Genomic DNA, 15044 nt, shown 5'->3' with positions numbered 1-15044 from the left:
AACCATCAACTATCATCTAATACAGCCAATCTCCCTCAACATATCTAAATGTTTCTGTACAGGTGCTAGGGTATTCGCCGCAATCATCCCACTCGCCGCCACTGCGGGTAACCCAATTCCGGGAAACGTGGAATCGCCACAGCAGTATAATCCGGGTAGAGGTGTACCCACTCCCGGAAAGAAACCCACCCCCGCTTGAATCGCGGGTCCATAAGAACCTCGATACCGTCGCAAAAACCGTTCATGGGTTAACGGTGTACCCACGAGTGTCAGATCACACCGCGATCGCACGTCGGGTATAATTCTTTCCAAGGCTTGCCACATCACTTGCGATCGCACTTGCTTTTGCTGTATATAGTCTTCACTATGGCGATCAAGTCCCTGCCAAAGTTCGTAAGGTTCATTCCCCGGCGTATAAACATGAATTACGTGCTTTCCCGGTGGTGCGAGGGAGGGGTCAAGAATCGAAGGAATCGAGATCAACACCACATTTTGTGGCGCACTCACCCCCTTGTCCCAATCGTTGACCACAATATGGTGACAGGCTAAATCTGAACCTAATCCTTCGGCGTCAATCCCCAGATGCAGATGCATGAAACTCTCACAAGTCGGTGTCGCTTGTCGAGACTGGCGAAATTCTCTAGGAACTGCATCTTCAGGTATCAATTTCAGCGTATCCCAAACCGAGGCATTGGATACCACCCCCTGACGCGCCCGGATTTCCTCACCCCCGCGTAATCGCACCCCAACCGCCCGATTATTCTCTACCAAAACTTGCTCGATATGAGCATTTAGCCTCAGTTGACCCCCGTGTTTTTTCAATCCCCGTACCAAGGCTTCCACGAGTGCGCCACTTCCTCCCACGGGATAATCTAAGACAACACCGGGTTGATACCAGTCAGCAAACATAAACGCCATCTCTGCGGCGCTGGTGCCATTCGCTGGGAGTCCCGATAGCAGGAAACAGAGTAGATTTAACCAGTTGCGTAGGAAGGGGTCAACCACCACATCATCCATAATCTGGCTAAAGGGTCCTGTCATCTTCATGACATTGAATCCATGTTGCCACAGTGATGGCGCAAATCGCCCCACTGTCAACGCTACCCCCAAATCCCAGCGTACCGCCGCCGGGGGAATTGCGATCGCAGCTTGTCCCAATGGCGCCATTACCTGTTGTAATGAACGCCATTCCGCTACCGCCTGATTCCCGCGTAACTTTGCCAGTACATCAGCAAATTGCGACGCCCCCACCGAGGTGTCAAAATCTCCCTCCGGTAAACAGCATCCCCAAGTATCATAAGTCAAACAGGGGAGTTCCTCACCAATCGCATCCAGAACTTGGCGTAGGGGGTTCGGGGAAGGACTATAGGATAAGCCAGAGTATAGCGAAGGACCTGAATCAAAGGTATAACCGTTGCGGATAAAACTGTGTGCCGCCCCACCGGGAATCGAGTGGCTTTCACAAACCGTGACATTTAAGCCATAGCGGGAAAGCATTGCGGCGCAGCTTAGACCGCCGATACCACTACCGATAACAATAATATCTGGAAAACTCATTGTAGATTGCGATCGCGAACTAATTGAGGGACTCGATGCCGAAGAGCAACAGGTTCTTTTGTCAATATAATTTAGGAGTCACCTAATCCTTAAGTAATTATACCCAAGTTCGAGGGGGGATTTTAAATTAAACTAGACTAGGAGGATATATATCCTTAAAAATTGGCAAATTTTTATCCTGTTTTATTTTCGGGATTGTCATGAAGCAAGAAATGATGTTTAGTAAATTCGATTTATTAGGCTTTATATCTTTTTTTCTTATTTGTTCAGTTACGTTTAGTCAAATTCCAGTCTTAGCACTTCCCCTCGATGAAATTGACGATATTATAGACAGCATAAATGATGGAATTGAGGAAATTAATCGCACTGGGGAAACGATAGATGAAATCACAGATTTTTTAGGAATTACTGGAGATGATGATGAAGAGGATGAAGATGATCAGTCCAACAAAAAAGAAAAATTATTCAGACTCTATGCAACATGGTATAAAGGCTTATCTCCATCAGAACAAAGACTTGTTTCCTGGCTGACTTTAGAATATGCCAAGAATCAAGACATAACTTTCAACATAATTACTTCCCGTGAAGGGTTTTCAGAAAAGCCGCTTCAAGAACAGGCTAAAATTGGCCACATTTACCACACGTTTGATGCCATTTATAAGGCTGTCGAAGAAGATAAAAGTATTTTTTTCTCGTTTGCGTTTTGTGTAAATAGTGGTTCTGATAGTTGCCCAGTTAATGAATTATTATTGTGATGGTAACATCAGTTCAGTCAAGTGATGAGTATCACCACAGTTCAAGAGTCAAGTCATATCTACGAATGTAATTGGCGTAGCGTGACTGAGTGACTTTTTGGGCTTATGCTGAGACTTATTCAGCAGAAATAGAAGCAGCGATTCTAGTTTCTTGAATCAGCATCGTCAGGGATACCTCGAAGCCAATTTGGTCTAAATCAAGCCGCCGAGACTTGGCATTTCTGCCGCCAACTCTGCAAATCAGCTAAAGCGCGATCGCGATACGCCCCATACCGTTCTTTTTTCCCTTTAATCCGTACTCCCAACGGTGGTAAAATACCAAAATTCGGTGGCATGGGTTGAAAGTGTTTCGGTGAGGCGGAACTAATAAACTCAAATAATGCCCCCATCATCGTCGTTGGCGGTAACGTAATCGGTTCCAATCCCAACACCAACCGCGCTGCATTTGTCCCGGCTAACCACCCCCCAGCCGATGCAGCCGTATACCCTTCCGTTCCCATCAATTGACCCGCCGCTAACAGGGTTGGGCGATTTTTAAACTGTAGCGTGGGATACAGCAACTCTGGCGAATTAATGAACGTATTTCGGTGCATCACGCCCATCCGCACAAACTCAGCATTTTCCAATCCTGGAATTAACCGAAACACGCGCTTCTGTTCGCCCCAACGCAGGTTTGTCTGAAACCCAACCATGTTCCACAACTGACCCGCCTTATCTTCTTGGCGTAACTGTACCACGGCATAGGGGCGTTTACTCTGATTTTCTGGGGCGCGAAAATCTCCCTGACGGCTATCAAATAATCCTACAGGCTTTAGGGGACCATAACGCATAGTATCTTCCCCCCGTCGCGCCATTTCTTCAATCGGTAAACAGCCTTCAAAGAACTTTGCCGTTTCTTGCTCAAAATCCTTTACTTCGGCTTTTTCCGCCTGACACAATTCCTGCCAAAACCGTAAATATTCCTCCCGATTCATGGGACAATTCAGATAAGCTGCTTCTCCCTTGTCATATCGGGACGCCATAAACGCAATATCTTGATTAATCGACTCCCCAACGACAATCGGCGACGCAGCATCAAAGAAACTGAAATAGTCCATTCCAGTGAAGCGCTGCAAGTCTGTTGCTAAAGCTGGACTCGTCAACGGACCTGTTGTCAGCACCACAACCCCATCTGGGGGAATTTGTGGCACTTCCCCCCGCCGTAACTCAATCAAGGGATGACTAGCCAGGGTTTCGGTCAAATCGTGGCTAAATACCCCCCGATCCACCGCCAACGCCCCCCCAGCCGGAACCGCATGGTTATCCGCCTTAGCGATAACAATAGAATCCAGACGGCGTAACTCTTCATGCAACAACCCCGCCGCGCGATCGCTCGATAGCGCCCCAAAGGAATTACTACAGACTAATTCCGCCAATTCTCCAGTATGATGGGCAGGACTCATCTGCACCGGACGCATCTCATGGAGTACCACAGACACACCCGCTTGGGCAATCTGCCACGCGGCTTCCGTACCCGCTAATCCACCACCAATTACCTGAATTGCCTGTTGTTCCATGTCTTATTTAGTATCACACGTACTCCCAATTGACCAATGACTAATAACGACGAACCGCTTCTAAAATTTGCCCTCTTAAAATTTGATGGAGTAAATTCTGCTCGACTCTAGCCGTCTAACACACTGGGGTCAATTAGAGTAATATCAAACGGGTCTTGAGATCCGCTTTGTTTGTCTTCAGACTTAAGTCTTTTATCTTCGGGCTTCAGTCGGTAGTATTTCGCACTCACCCCTGAACTACCGCTAAACATAACGTGATCGCTATCTTTAAGTTCGTAAGCACTAATTTTACGACCATTAACCAAGATACCATTGGTGCTAGGTTGACCTTGGAGATTGCCATCCATAATTTTGTAGCAGTAAGACCCGTCATCAAGTGCTATCCGTCGTAACGTCGCATGTTGGTTTGAGACAAACATGGAGAACAAGCGGATATCGCAATTCGGCGATCGACCAAGGGAATAGACTTCCGCGTCTAAGGGAACGATTCGGCGTCCTTCATCATCTTGCACCAGCAATAGATGGCTTTCTTGAGCATCTGAAGCCTCAGAAGGCTGATGTAAGTCCTTGGGGGTGCTGTTGTTGGCAGGTTTATGGAATCGGGAAGTTTCAGTTTGAGACATTTTTTTTATCCTTGGGTTGACCGAAGGCGGTAACAACGACAAGCGAATAACCCACAGTGGTTTAATCTAGTTTAACCATTGGGCGATCGCAACTCTTCGGGACAAGGGAGATAAGGGAGACAAGGGGACAACAAATATTTTAGCAGGTTAGGATTTGCAGCTACTCTGTATTAGGCGTCCCTGGAGAAGGCTCTAGCGAGTAGAAGAAATAAGATTTTGTTGTTTCTTTCATGCTACATCGAAAACTACAGGAGTGGCGACGCCTAAAAATTCAACCATTGCGACAGGGTTCCCGGAACGGGTAAGAGAATACTCACCAAAACAGTCAGCGCTAGCAATCCAGCAAAATCCCGCCAGTTATCCAATTCTGAAACATCGTTCAACGCAGGTTCATCGATGACGGGTAGCAAGATTAAAATAATCGCCCACAGGAGTAAATCGGGTTGTAGGAATGCCAAAACCAACATCAATAAGCGACTCAGTTGACCAATGGCTGCACCGGTTCTCTGTCCAAACATGGCGTGGATAATATGACCGCCATCCAGTTGACCGACGGGCATTAAATTAAACGCCGTGACGACTAACCCAATATACCCAGCCACAGCGACTGGATGCAGGTTGATTGCCATATCTGGCATGAATTGACTACCTAATGCCCATTTGCTGAGGACTGACAGCAATAGGGAAAAACGCGGATCTAAGGATTGGATATTCACCAATCCCGATTCCTCTGTCAACGGAACCGGACTAGAATGGGCTAACCCCCAAAATAGAAGGGGAAGGGCAACCAGTAACCCCGCCACGGGACCAGCGATACCTACGTCAAATAAGGCTTTGCGATTCGGTACAGGCGATCGCATCTGGATAAATGCGCCAAAGGTACCTAAGAAAAAGGGGATAGGGATAAAGTAGGGCAGAGTCGTCCGCATTTTGTAATACAGGGCGACGAGGTAATGACCGAGTTCGTGAACCCCTAAAATTGCCATCAGGGCTAAGGCATAGGGCAATCCTCTCAGTAATGCTTCTGGGTTGGATTGCACTTGTTCCGGAGAAAGTCCGGCAATCTGAGTGGCACCCACCACAGTTGTGGTAAACAAGGTAATCACAAAGAGAGCTAAGGCTAAGCCCGGTCGGGTTAACTCGTCCTGCAACCGTTTCCCTCTAGACTGGGTGTAGGGGTTGGGAACCAGGGCAAAAAAGGGTTTCCCACTGAAGCTTTCCTGAAAAATCACAAAAAAGCGATCGCCAAATTCGGCTTCAACATTTTTCCGCACTGTTTTGTAAGCTGCATCCGGATTGGTACGGAGTTTACCTCGACATAAAACCGCTTGGGGACGATACTCCAGATTCTGGAGATAGTAGACTCCCCAAGGAAAACAATTTCGCAGTTCCGTTTCTTCCTGCTTGGTTATTGGACGCAGCCCTAACTTTTCAGCCGCCTGGGAAACGGTTGATCCAGTCGCTGAGTTTTGAGAGGGTGTCGGCATCCGGTTCATCCTGGTAACCGAGTACCTGCCAATAAAGTAGGCAATGAAAACAAGTAAAATTAGGAGTAACCAGAGTTCCATGATGTACAGATACCCATTCGTAATAAAAGCAAAATTTTGACCCAGATGAGTCGGATTAGTCCAAGTGGCTAATGATTACAGACCAATCCGTATTGTGCAACCTGATTTGTATCAAACGGATCATCGTGTTTTTCTTTCCAGATCGTCGCCCAATCTAAAAGCTACTGTGTTCAAATCCCCCCGCCTAGTCCTTAATCACATTTTCGCATTTCCACCCAATCGTGACACCTTAGGAGGTACAGCTTATTTCATTGTAGAGAATGGGACTGGGGTGTTGATTGATTGTCCAGCTTGGCATGATGGCACTCACCAATTTTTGCGGGATCACGGCGGTGTCTCCTGTCTGTTCATTACCCATCGCGGCGGTATTGGCAAAGCCCAGGAAATTCAGGAAGCCTTTGGCTGTAAGCTGGTGATTCAAGAACAAGAAGCTTACCTGCTACCCAGCGCCAACGTTACTCCCTTTCAGCGAGAGTTGGCGATTTCTGAGCGTTGTACTGCCTTATGGACACCGGGTCATTCTCCGGGTTCCGCTTGCCTTTACTACAACCAGGAAGGGGGCGTATTATTTTCTGGACGCCATTTGCTACCGAACCCAGAGGGAGAACCTGTACCGTTACGAGTGTCAAAAACATTTCACTGGCAACGGCAACTTCGCAGCCTCCAATTTCTCCTTGATCGCTTTACGCCAGATACTCTAAGTTATCTTTGTCCGGGGGCAAACACCGGGGCGCTGCGGGGAAAAGGCGCGATCGATCAGGCTTATAAACACCTGTCTCAAATTGACCGAGTTTGATTGTGTAGGGGCGGGTTTCATTATATTGGTTCAACTTAAGATATTGGTTCAACTTAAGCTCAACCCCTCACCCCCAGCCCCTCTCCCAGCCCTCTCCCCCTGACAGGTGTAGGTTTTTTATTTTAGGGTGGGGACAAGACAAGGAGGACAAGGAAGGAAAGAAGACAAGGGAGAAAAACCGTACAGAATTAGGTTCGGTCAAACTAACTGTAAAAAGCTGAAACGCTCTATTTTTCGTTAAAACTCCCTCATCTCCCTCATCTCTGAACTTATGCGGCTTTAGCGGCTAAGACAGAATTCCCCGTCAATAACTCCACGGCGGCTTGATATTGGCGATCTGAGGCTGTACCCGCACGAGTCACAGGAATCGGATCAAGAGACACCTCCCAATCCGGCGTAATCCCTAACTTGTTGATATCTCGATGATTGGGCGTCTCGTATTTGGCAACGGTTACGGCTAACCCTGATCCATCGGATAAGTCAAATAAGGACTGAATTAAACCTTTCCCAAAGGTTCGTTCCCCGACAAGTTCTGCTCTACCATTATCTTGAAGTGCGCCTGCTAAAATTTCACTGGCACTGGCACTTCCCTGGTTGACTAATACGACTAATGGTGATTCTGTAACTGCCTGTCCAAAAGCATCAAAACTGCCCATCATGCCATTGCGATTAACGGTATAGACAATAGTGCCACGATCCAGCCAGAGACGAGCAATTTCTAAACCCGCCTGCAATAAACCGCCGGGATTATTCCGCAGATCGAGAATGTAAGCATTTGCCCCTTCTTTCTCTAATCGGTTAATGGCAGCTTCGATTTCCGTGGGCGCATTGGCACTAAATTGGGTTAAGCGAATGTAGCCAATGGGGATGTTGTTGGATTCAGAATCGAGTGCGGCATAAACTGGATTGAGGGCAATGCGATCGCGCACGAGTTCAATCACTCTAGGTTCTTCGTCTTTACTCTGAATTGAGAGGGTTACACTTGTGCCAACAGGTCCACGCATCCGGGCGGCAGCTTCATCAAGGGTTAAGGCGGCTGTGGTTTCGCCATCAATTGCCACAATGCGATCGCGCGGTTGAATTCCGGCTTCCTCGGCGGGAGATCCAGCGATGGGCGCTACAACAGCTAATTGTCCGGTTTCATCATCAAGGGCAATTTGTAACCCCACACCAGACAGTTCACCAGATGTATTCACCTTGAGACTGCGATATTGACTCGGTTTCAACAGTCGCGTGTAGGGATCATCCAGAGTAGCTAACATGCCCTCAATCGCCTTATACGTGGCATCACGGTTCTCTAAATCCTTCTTCAGAGTTTTCTGGCGCACCAGCCACCAGTTTTGCTCGTTAAAGGAGTCATCCACATACGCTTGCGAGACAATCCGCCACGCTTCGGAAAATAGTTGTTGTTCTTGAGTCGATGCTGAAGCTGAGGGAGTCCACCCCACCCATAGCAGGACAATTTGGCAAAGGATTATCAGTCCAACCCAGAATGATCGTTTTGGCATAACTCAACAAAAATTAACGCTAGGCTTTGATGCTCTCATTTATCCAGTGTGGCAAAGTCTGAGACAATAAGTGTGCCAGGGGTACAGTTTTCCGAGGGAGAAGGGAAGCAGGGGGAGCGATGTAGAGACGTGCCATGGCGCGTCTGGGAGCTGGGGGAGCTAGGGGAGATGTAGGGGCAGGTTTTACCGCTAACGTTTGGTTTTCACCCTGATATCCCTAAACCCGCCCCGACAGAGTGTAAGTAGTTTTCAACAAATGACAAAGGACGTAGCTTGCTTCTCAAGGAAGCGAGTATGACGCATGACAAAGGACTACTCTTGTCAAGTTATGTTACATTTCTCATAGAGCAATTTCAAATCGGGTCAGTGTTCCCGATACAAAGATTCCGCCCCAGCGGTATTCAACACGCTAGTCCCAGAGCTATCTCATTTCCTGATAGACTTAACCCTATCCAGGATTAGCTCACACGCTTTCCAGCAATATCCTTCTAAAAATTCTGGCTTCATGTTTTCTAAGCAGGTAACTGAATCAAAAGCTTTTAACTGGTTTCAGGAGCGTCTAGAAATTCAGGCATTAGCTGAAGACGTAACATCAAAGTACGTTCCTCCCCACGTTAATATCTTCTACTGTCTCGGTGGAATTACTCTGGTTTGCTTTATTATCCAGTTCGCTACTGGATTCGCAATGACCTTCTACTACAGACCAACGGTCACTGATGCATTTGCGTCTGTGCAGTACATCATGACTGACGTCAACTTCGGTTGGCTGATCCGTTCCGTCCACCGCTGGTCTGCCAGTATGATGGTGCTAATGATGATTTTGCACGTCTTCCGGGTTTATCTGACAGGCGGATTCAAAAAGCCACGGGAATTAACCTGGGTAACAGGCGTAATCTTGGCAGTCATTACCGTTTCCTTTGGCGTGACAGGGTACTCTCTACCTTGGGATCAAGTGGGCTACTGGGCGGTCAAAATCGTCTCCGGTGTTCCTGATGCGATTCCTGTAGTTGGTTCCTTAATCGTTGAACTCATTCGTGGCGGTCAAAGTGTGGGTCAAGCTACCTTGACTCGCTTCTACAGCCTGCACACCTTTGTTCTTCCTTGGCTCATTGCCGTCTTCATGCTGCTGCACTTTATCATGATTCGCAAGCAGGGTATCTCTGGTCCCCTCTAAACTGCGATTCCTGACAAAGACGTGCTACTCTTTGTTGATTAAGGACATTTAAAATCATGTCAATTCTGAAAAAGCCGGATCTCAGCGATCCCAAATTACGCGAAAAGCTGGCTCAAGGCATGGGTCACAACTACTACGGTGAACCTGCTTGGCCCAATGACCTGCTGTACACCTTCCCAATCGTGATTATGGGGACAATCGCGTTATGCGTTGCTCTAGCTGTCCTCGATCCAGCTATGGTTGGCGAACCCTCTGATCCGTTTGCCACTCCCCTAGAAATCCTACCGGAATGGTATCTCTATCCCTCATTCCAAATTCTGCGTGTTGTTCCTAATAAACTGTTAGGGATTGCGTTGACGGGAGCGATTCCACTCGGTCTAATCTTGGTTCCCTTTATCGAAAACGTCAACAAGTTCCAAAACCCCTTCCGCCGCCCAGTGGCAACCACTGTCTTTATGATTGGTACCCTGGTTACGCTGTGGATGGGTATTGGCGCAACATTCCCCATTGACAAATCCTTTACTTTGGGTCTGTTCTAAACGGTTCAAATTCTTTGAACTTAACACCTGTCGCTGTCTTAGTTATCTTTCAAGCTAAGGCAATGGCAGGTGTTATATTGTCAAGTATTCCTAGAAACCGGGTTTCTCGTCAGGATGACAACGCATATCCACCTTTCACCCAAAGAAACCCGGTTTCTTGACCGATGTCCTAGGGAATAGAGAACAGGGAACAGCAAAATAGAACTTATTAGAGTAGTATTGGGGGTTAGGAATAATTTAAACATACAGCATTAGTAGGTCGGGGGAAACGAAACAATTGGCAAATCTAAAGAATACCCCAACTCATCATTTATTTGTTTTTCTAGAGATTTTTGCCATTGAAGGCGGTATTCAATCTTACGTCAAAAATATATTACAAGCGTATATATCCATTCAAGCTCAAACTGAAGCCGATATAGGGGCTGAGGTATTTTTACTCCGGGATAGCCTAGGATGCGACAATCCGTTTGATGTTCCCTGTCTAAAATTCCATTACCTGAAAACCAAACCCCCAATGTTAGGGCGTCTCCGGTTAGCCGCAGCGCTGGGGCTTTGTTTATGGCAAAAACGTCCAAAGCATGTCTTTTGTGGTCATATTAACTTAGCCCCTCTAATTCAGTTTCTTTGTCAGCCATTGGGTATTCCTTACACTGTTTTGACTTATGGTAAGGAAGTTTGGCAGGAATTACCCAATTCCCAACGTCAGGCGCTGACTGGTGCGGCTCAAATCTGGACAATTAGTCGCTACAGTCGCGATCGCGCTTGTGCGGCGAATGGGTTAGATCCCGATCAGATAAAGATTTTACCCTGTATGGTGGATGGTGATGCCTTTACTCCGGGTGACAAGTCTCCAGCGTTAATTCAGCGATATGATTTGGCAGGGGCTAAAGTATTAATGACTGTAGCACGTCTGTGGTCAGGGGATATTTATAAGGGAGTAGATGTGACGATTCGCGCCCTCCCCAAAATCGCGACGGTTTTCCCAGATGTAAAATATTTAGTCATTGGGCGCGGTGATGACCAGCCTAGATTAGCACAATTGACTCAAGAACTTGGTGTTCGCGATCGCGTCGTTTTTGGTGGGTTCGTTCCCACCAGTGACTTAGTGGAACATTACCGAGTGGCTGATGCTTATATCATGCCCTCTCAAGAAGGCTTTGGTATTGTTTATCTAGAAGCCATGGCATGTGGTAAACCTGTATTAGCTGGGGACGCCGATGGATCGGCTGATCCCCTACAAGATGGGCGTTTAGGCTGGCGAGTACCGCATCGTGATCCAGACGCCGTAGCAGCAGCCTGTATTGAAATCCTTAAAGGCGAGGATCAGCGCTGTGATGGGGAGTGGTTGCGAGAACAATGTCTGGCTCAATTTAGCCGAGATGCTTTTCAGGAACAGTTTAAACAACTCTTATATAATTTACCTTGATCAACCCAAAAAAGGCAGTAGGGAAGCCCGTTTCTTGAATGAAAGACAAGCTACCCCACCGCCGTCTTATAGTATGGGTCATGAAAGATACCAAGGTGTCATTCCTGACTGTTTTGATAACTGAATCAAGGTTTAGAAGGGAAAAGTTGCACTAAACCCGAACAACCCACTGCCTAATTAGGAAAAATTACTTACTGTCTTGAGATCCTTAAATTCCCCCGTGAAATCAGAAGCCTACACTGAACTCGGAGAGTCAGTGTAGGTAGTTCACAACTGTTCTAACTCTTCCTTAAACAAAACATCAAGGAAAATGGCAGAACCTGTAAGATAGGCAATTAAAATCAAGAGTGTCAGCATAACCATCACCTCCACTAGGAAATACGTCCACTTGGCTAGAGGTTATGCACATTAGTTGCAATTCTTTACAATCTTGGTCAACGCCCGGTTTTGCGATCGCCAGTCTTTGTGCCAATCGCCACCACCCTGCGCTGAACCTGGGAATGTTTCACACCTTAACCCGAATACCCCTAGTCGCGGACTACCGCTCTGTTTACATCTTTTCATTTTTGCGATCGCATGGGCAATAGAAATACCCGAACAAAACCTTTGATTTTACCGTAAATCGGCGAAAATAGGAAATGCAAATGAATTATTCATAATTCATAACCCTCCCTCATCGCCTTTTGATAGGCTTTAACCTGCCAATCAATTCCCGTAATCGCCGTTCCCACCACCACAGCATCAGCGCCTAACTGGAGGGCTTGTTGTGCCATCTGGGGCGAGGCAATCCCCCCTTCACAGATAGTTGGCACATCTAACTGTTCGACGATTTGAGACAAAAGTTCAAATCCTGGGGGTTGAAGATGTTGGGTTGAGGCGGTGTAACCATAAAGAGTTGTTCCGACAACATCAGCCCCAGCTTTCACGGCGGCGGTTGCACTTTCCAGCGTATCGATATCCGCCATAACTGGCTTACCCAATTCCGCGTGAATTCGGGGAATTAATTCAGAGAGGGTTTCCCCACCAGGGCGTTGTCGTAACGTAGCATCAAGAGCAATAATATCAGCCCCGGCTAACGCGATCGCCTGGGCATGATGGAATTGAGGGGTAATGTAAACTTCAGATCCAGGTATTTGTTGTTTCCACAAGCCAATAATCGGCGTTGTCGGACATTGCTTTCGCACCGCTTGAATATGGGCAGGGGTATCAATTCGCACCCCAACCGCGCCCTGATTCACAGAGGCTTGTGCCATCGCCGCAATCACCAATGGATCATGGAGTGGCGAGTCAACGGGGGCTTGACAAGACACAATCAAACCGTGACGTAAGGCTGAAATTAAGTTCTGAGAATTGGCTGTCATATTCAATTGGGGTAATTCTCCCCGTTTGGGTTGGGATAAGGCAGAATTTTTTTGCACGGGGGAGGACAGAGGATACTTCGCTTTTTTGCACGGGAGAAGGGGAACTTGATTCTCTTGCTCCCCTCTTGCTCCCCTCTCCCAAGCTTGGGAGAGGGGCTGGGGGTGAGGGCTGGCTTGGGAGAGGGGTTGAGCTTAAGTTGACACGGATGAAGGCTTGCGCCCTCATCCCTGTACCTCATCTTATGAGAAACGCGATATCTCGCTTGCATCTTACTTTTTTATCACAGTAGCCGACTTTTGTTTGCGCCGTAACTGGGCAACAACACCGAAAGCACCAATCGCAAATAACCCGACAATAGAAGTCGATTCGGGAACTGAAGTTTCATCGGTCAAATCAACTCGCAGGATTTCCCCTTGTCCGCATTAACAGATTGTAAAAACATTTATGTCTATAGGGGGATGGCGTTTACAACTCAAGTATTCCTAGAAACCGGGTTTCTCATGAGGATGACAACGATATCAACCTTTTACCCAAAGAAACCCGGTTTATTGACCGTGTATGAATTAACCTTACGCCGCGAAACTGTAGGGGCGCAAAGACTTGCGCCCAATTTAATAGTAAAATCTCTACCACCATGTTAGCTGTGCCACGCCAGTAGATGGACATAAACTTCAAGGTGGAGAAAGCCCTATTTGGTATAGTTAATCCCATCCTAAGCTGTTCGGCATTTAAACCTTAATATCAATAATGAGGAAATCTTTGTAGTGCGTTTAGCGAAGCCATGCCGCAGGCTTTGCATCTTGCTCGCTACTAATACCCAATTTAAATGCATGACGGCTTACACCACTCGATTGGTTCTAATACATTCTCGATACCAATCAAAGCTGGCTTTCGGAATCCGGTTTTGAGTGGGATAATCAATATAAATCAATCCAAATCGACGATCATAGCCATAAGACCATTCAAAGTTATCCATCAAACTCCAGAGAAAATATCCGTTGAGGGGGTACCCTTCAGCAATAGCCCGATGAGCCGATCGCAGATGTTGACGCAGGTAAAAAATGCGATCAATATCGATAACTTCCCCCTGACTATTTAACTCATCCGCAACAGCACAACCGTTTTCAGTAATCACAATGGGTAAATCGGGACGTCCCACTGTTTCACTAATATGGCGAATCCCCCAATAAATACAATCGGGCAGAATATGCAACCATGGCATATTTAGTTTTGGATAATGTTCAGGAAATTTGATAATTTCGTATCCTAATTTATTATCAACAGCGCGAACATAGTCGCCGAAGTAAACATTAAATCCCAGAATATCTAAAGGTTGATGAATGGTTTTTAAGTCTCCATCTTGAATATCGGGTGCATTCTCGCCTAATTTTTCCAACAACGCCGGACTATACTTTCCAGTTAAGGCGGGGAAAATAATCCCGCCATTTTTTCCAACAGTATGAAATGCTTTTTTAGCCGCCTCTATATGATCAGGAGATTCGTTAATCGGTACGGTTACTGCAAAATTATCGACTAAACTTACTGAACAGGGAACAGGTGATGCGGCGCGAATGGCTTGACACCCTAAACCATGGGCTAAAAGGGCGTGGTGAGAAGTTTGCCAGACTTGTTTGAGTGAACTCACCCGCGTTCCCGGTGCATGAGGCGGATCAGAATTAACCCCATAACCCCAATGAGTAAAGCAGGGTATTTCATTCAGTGTCATCCAATGGGTAATGCGATCGCCTAATCGACTGACCACGGTGGTAACATAGTCAGCATAATCGATTGCCATTTGCCGACTTTGCCAGGAACCGTAAGCCTCTTCTAACGCCTGGGGGGAGTCCCAGTGAAACAAAGTCGCGTGGGGCGTAATCCCCTTATCCCGCAAGCAATCCACCAAACGCTTATAAAAGTCAATCCCTTGTTCATTCACCGTACCACGACCATCGGGAATAATTCGTGACCAGGCGATACTAAACCGATAGTGCTGAATACCCAGTTGTGCCATTAAGTCTATATCGTGTTCGTAGCGATGATAATGATCACAAGCCACAGCACCTGTATCACCATTCAGGGTACGTCCAGGAGTAGCGCTAAATGTATCCCAAACACTGGGTTTGCGCCCACCTTCGTTTACTGCACCTTCGATTTGATAGGAAGCTGTAGCGCTCCCCACC

General features: G+C 47.0%; 14 protein-coding genes. 6 read left to right on the top strand and 8 right to left on the bottom strand.

Annotation, left to right across the window (positions count from 1 at the left end; translation table 11 throughout):
- Nucleotides 1–12 precede the first annotated feature (12 nt).
- Complete coding sequence (locus MC7420_RS30150; RefSeq protein WP_006105444.1) at nt 13–1557, bottom strand: phytoene desaturase family protein; 1545 nt, start codon at nt 1555–1557, stop codon at nt 13–15.
- Between the two features lie 200 nt (nt 1558–1757).
- On the opposite strand from MC7420_RS30150, the gene MC7420_RS30145 reads away from it, so the two are divergent.
- On the top strand, nt 1758–2312 hold the full coding sequence (locus MC7420_RS30145; RefSeq protein WP_006105372.1) for a hypothetical protein: 555 nt from the start codon (nt 1758–1760) through the stop codon (nt 2310–2312).
- A 197-nt stretch (nt 2313–2509) separates the two neighbouring features.
- On the opposite strand, the gene trmFO is transcribed toward MC7420_RS30145, so the two are convergent.
- From trmFO to MC7420_RS30130, 3 genes are all read right to left on the bottom strand, one after another.
- Nucleotides 2510–3868: an FADH(2)-oxidizing methylenetetrahydrofolate--tRNA-(uracil(54)-C(5))-methyltransferase TrmFO gene (gene trmFO, locus MC7420_RS30140; RefSeq protein WP_006105415.1), complete on the bottom strand. Its 1359-nt coding sequence runs from the start codon at nt 3866–3868 to the stop codon at nt 2510–2512.
- 107 nt (nt 3869–3975) lie between these two features.
- Complete coding sequence (locus tag MC7420_RS30135) at nt 3976–4491, bottom strand: FHA domain-containing protein (protein ID WP_006105379.1); 516 nt, start codon at nt 4489–4491, stop codon at nt 3976–3978.
- A 263-nt stretch (nt 4492–4754) separates the two neighbouring features.
- Nucleotides 4755–6059 (bottom strand): site-2 protease family protein, encoded by a 1305-nt coding sequence (locus MC7420_RS30130; RefSeq protein ID WP_157453392.1) that lies wholly within the window; start codon nt 6057–6059, stop codon nt 4755–4757.
- Nucleotides 6060–6225: 166 nt separating this feature from the next.
- Between MC7420_RS30130 and MC7420_RS30125 the strand changes: the two genes are divergently transcribed.
- Nucleotides 6226–6855: an MBL fold metallo-hydrolase gene (locus MC7420_RS30125; RefSeq protein ID WP_198016596.1), complete on the top strand. Its 630-nt coding sequence runs from the start codon at nt 6226–6228 to the stop codon at nt 6853–6855.
- A gap of 269 nt (nt 6856–7124) precedes the next feature.
- Here the strand turns inward: MC7420_RS30125 and ctpA are convergent, their stop codons facing one another.
- Nucleotides 7125–8363 (bottom strand): carboxyl-terminal processing protease CtpA, encoded by a 1239-nt coding sequence (gene ctpA, locus MC7420_RS30120; RefSeq protein ID WP_006105412.1) that lies wholly within the window; start codon nt 8361–8363, stop codon nt 7125–7127.
- Between the two features lie 505 nt (nt 8364–8868).
- Between ctpA and petB the strand changes: the two genes are divergently transcribed.
- The 4 genes from petB (at nt 8869) to MC7420_RS40720 (ending at nt 12089) form a co-directional block, all read left to right on the top strand.
- Nucleotides 8869–9537 (top strand): cytochrome b6, encoded by a 669-nt coding sequence (gene petB, locus MC7420_RS30115; RefSeq protein ID WP_006105380.1) that lies wholly within the window; start codon nt 8869–8871, stop codon nt 9535–9537.
- 56 nt (nt 9538–9593) lie between these two features.
- Nucleotides 9594–10076, top strand: coding sequence for a cytochrome b6-f complex subunit IV (gene petD, locus MC7420_RS30110; RefSeq protein WP_006105395.1), 483 nt, complete (start codon nt 9594–9596; stop codon nt 10074–10076).
- Between the two features lie 277 nt (nt 10077–10353).
- Complete coding sequence (locus tag MC7420_RS30105) at nt 10354–11502, top strand: glycosyltransferase family 4 protein (protein ID WP_006105391.1); 1149 nt, start codon at nt 10354–10356, stop codon at nt 11500–11502.
- 401 nt (nt 11503–11903) lie between these two features.
- Nucleotides 11904–12089 (top strand): hypothetical protein, encoded by a 186-nt coding sequence (locus MC7420_RS40720; RefSeq protein ID WP_006105378.1) that lies wholly within the window; start codon nt 11904–11906, stop codon nt 12087–12089.
- Nucleotides 12090–12155: 66 nt separating this feature from the next.
- On the opposite strand, the gene MC7420_RS30100 is transcribed toward MC7420_RS40720, so the two are convergent.
- From MC7420_RS30100 to MC7420_RS30095, 3 genes are all read right to left on the bottom strand, one after another.
- A complete protein-coding gene (locus MC7420_RS30100; protein WP_044210637.1) occupies nt 12156–12863 on the bottom strand; it encodes an N-acetylmannosamine-6-phosphate 2-epimerase in 708 nt (235 codons plus the stop codon).
- A gap of 270 nt (nt 12864–13133) precedes the next feature.
- On the bottom strand, nt 13134–13256 hold the full coding sequence (locus MC7420_RS38660; RefSeq protein ID WP_006105402.1) for a PEP-CTERM sorting domain-containing protein: 123 nt from the start codon (nt 13254–13256) through the stop codon (nt 13134–13136).
- A 446-nt stretch (nt 13257–13702) separates the two neighbouring features.
- Entirely contained in the window at nt 13703–15043 is a 1341-nt protein-coding gene (locus MC7420_RS30095) for a GH1 family beta-glucosidase (protein WP_063712037.1), read from the bottom strand.
- Nucleotide 15044: the final 1 nt, after the last annotated feature.

Origin of the sequence: Coleofasciculus chthonoplastes PCC 7420 (assembly GCF_000155555.1) — a bacterium.
GTDB lineage: Bacteria > Cyanobacteriota > Cyanobacteriia > Cyanobacteriales > Coleofasciculaceae > Coleofasciculus > Coleofasciculus chthonoplastes_A.
Note: the sequence above shows the minus strand (reverse complement) of the source record. Positions and strands in the feature narration are given on the sequence as shown.

Bases quoted from the DNA above. Each gene is read 5' to 3' on its own strand.
- MC7420_RS30150 (WP_006105444.1), bottom strand. From the start codon at position 1,557: ATGAGTTTTCCAGATATTATTGTTATCGGTAGTGGTATCGGCGGTCTA.
- MC7420_RS30145 (WP_006105372.1), top strand. From the start codon at position 1,758: ATGAAGCAAGAAATGATGTTTAGTAAATTCGATTTATTAGGCTTTATA.
- trmFO (WP_006105415.1), bottom strand. From the start codon at position 3,868: ATGGAACAACAGGCAATTCAGGTAATTGGTGGTGGATTAGCGGGTACG.
- MC7420_RS30135 (WP_006105379.1), bottom strand. From the start codon at position 4,491: ATGTCTCAAACTGAAACTTCCCGATTCCATAAACCTGCCAACAACAGC.
- MC7420_RS30130 (WP_157453392.1), bottom strand. From the start codon at position 6,059: ATGGAACTCTGGTTACTCCTAATTTTACTTGTTTTCATTGCCTACTTT.
- ctpA (WP_006105412.1), bottom strand. From the start codon at position 8,363: ATGCCAAAACGATCATTCTGGGTTGGACTGATAATCCTTTGCCAAATT.
- petB (WP_006105380.1), top strand. From the start codon at position 8,869: ATGTTTTCTAAGCAGGTAACTGAATCAAAAGCTTTTAACTGGTTTCAG.
- petD (WP_006105395.1), top strand. From the start codon at position 9,594: ATGTCAATTCTGAAAAAGCCGGATCTCAGCGATCCCAAATTACGCGAA.
- MC7420_RS40720 (WP_006105378.1), top strand. From the start codon at position 11,904: ATGCACATTAGTTGCAATTCTTTACAATCTTGGTCAACGCCCGGTTTT.
- MC7420_RS30100 (WP_044210637.1), bottom strand. From the start codon at position 12,863: ATGACAGCCAATTCTCAGAACTTAATTTCAGCCTTACGTCACGGTTTG.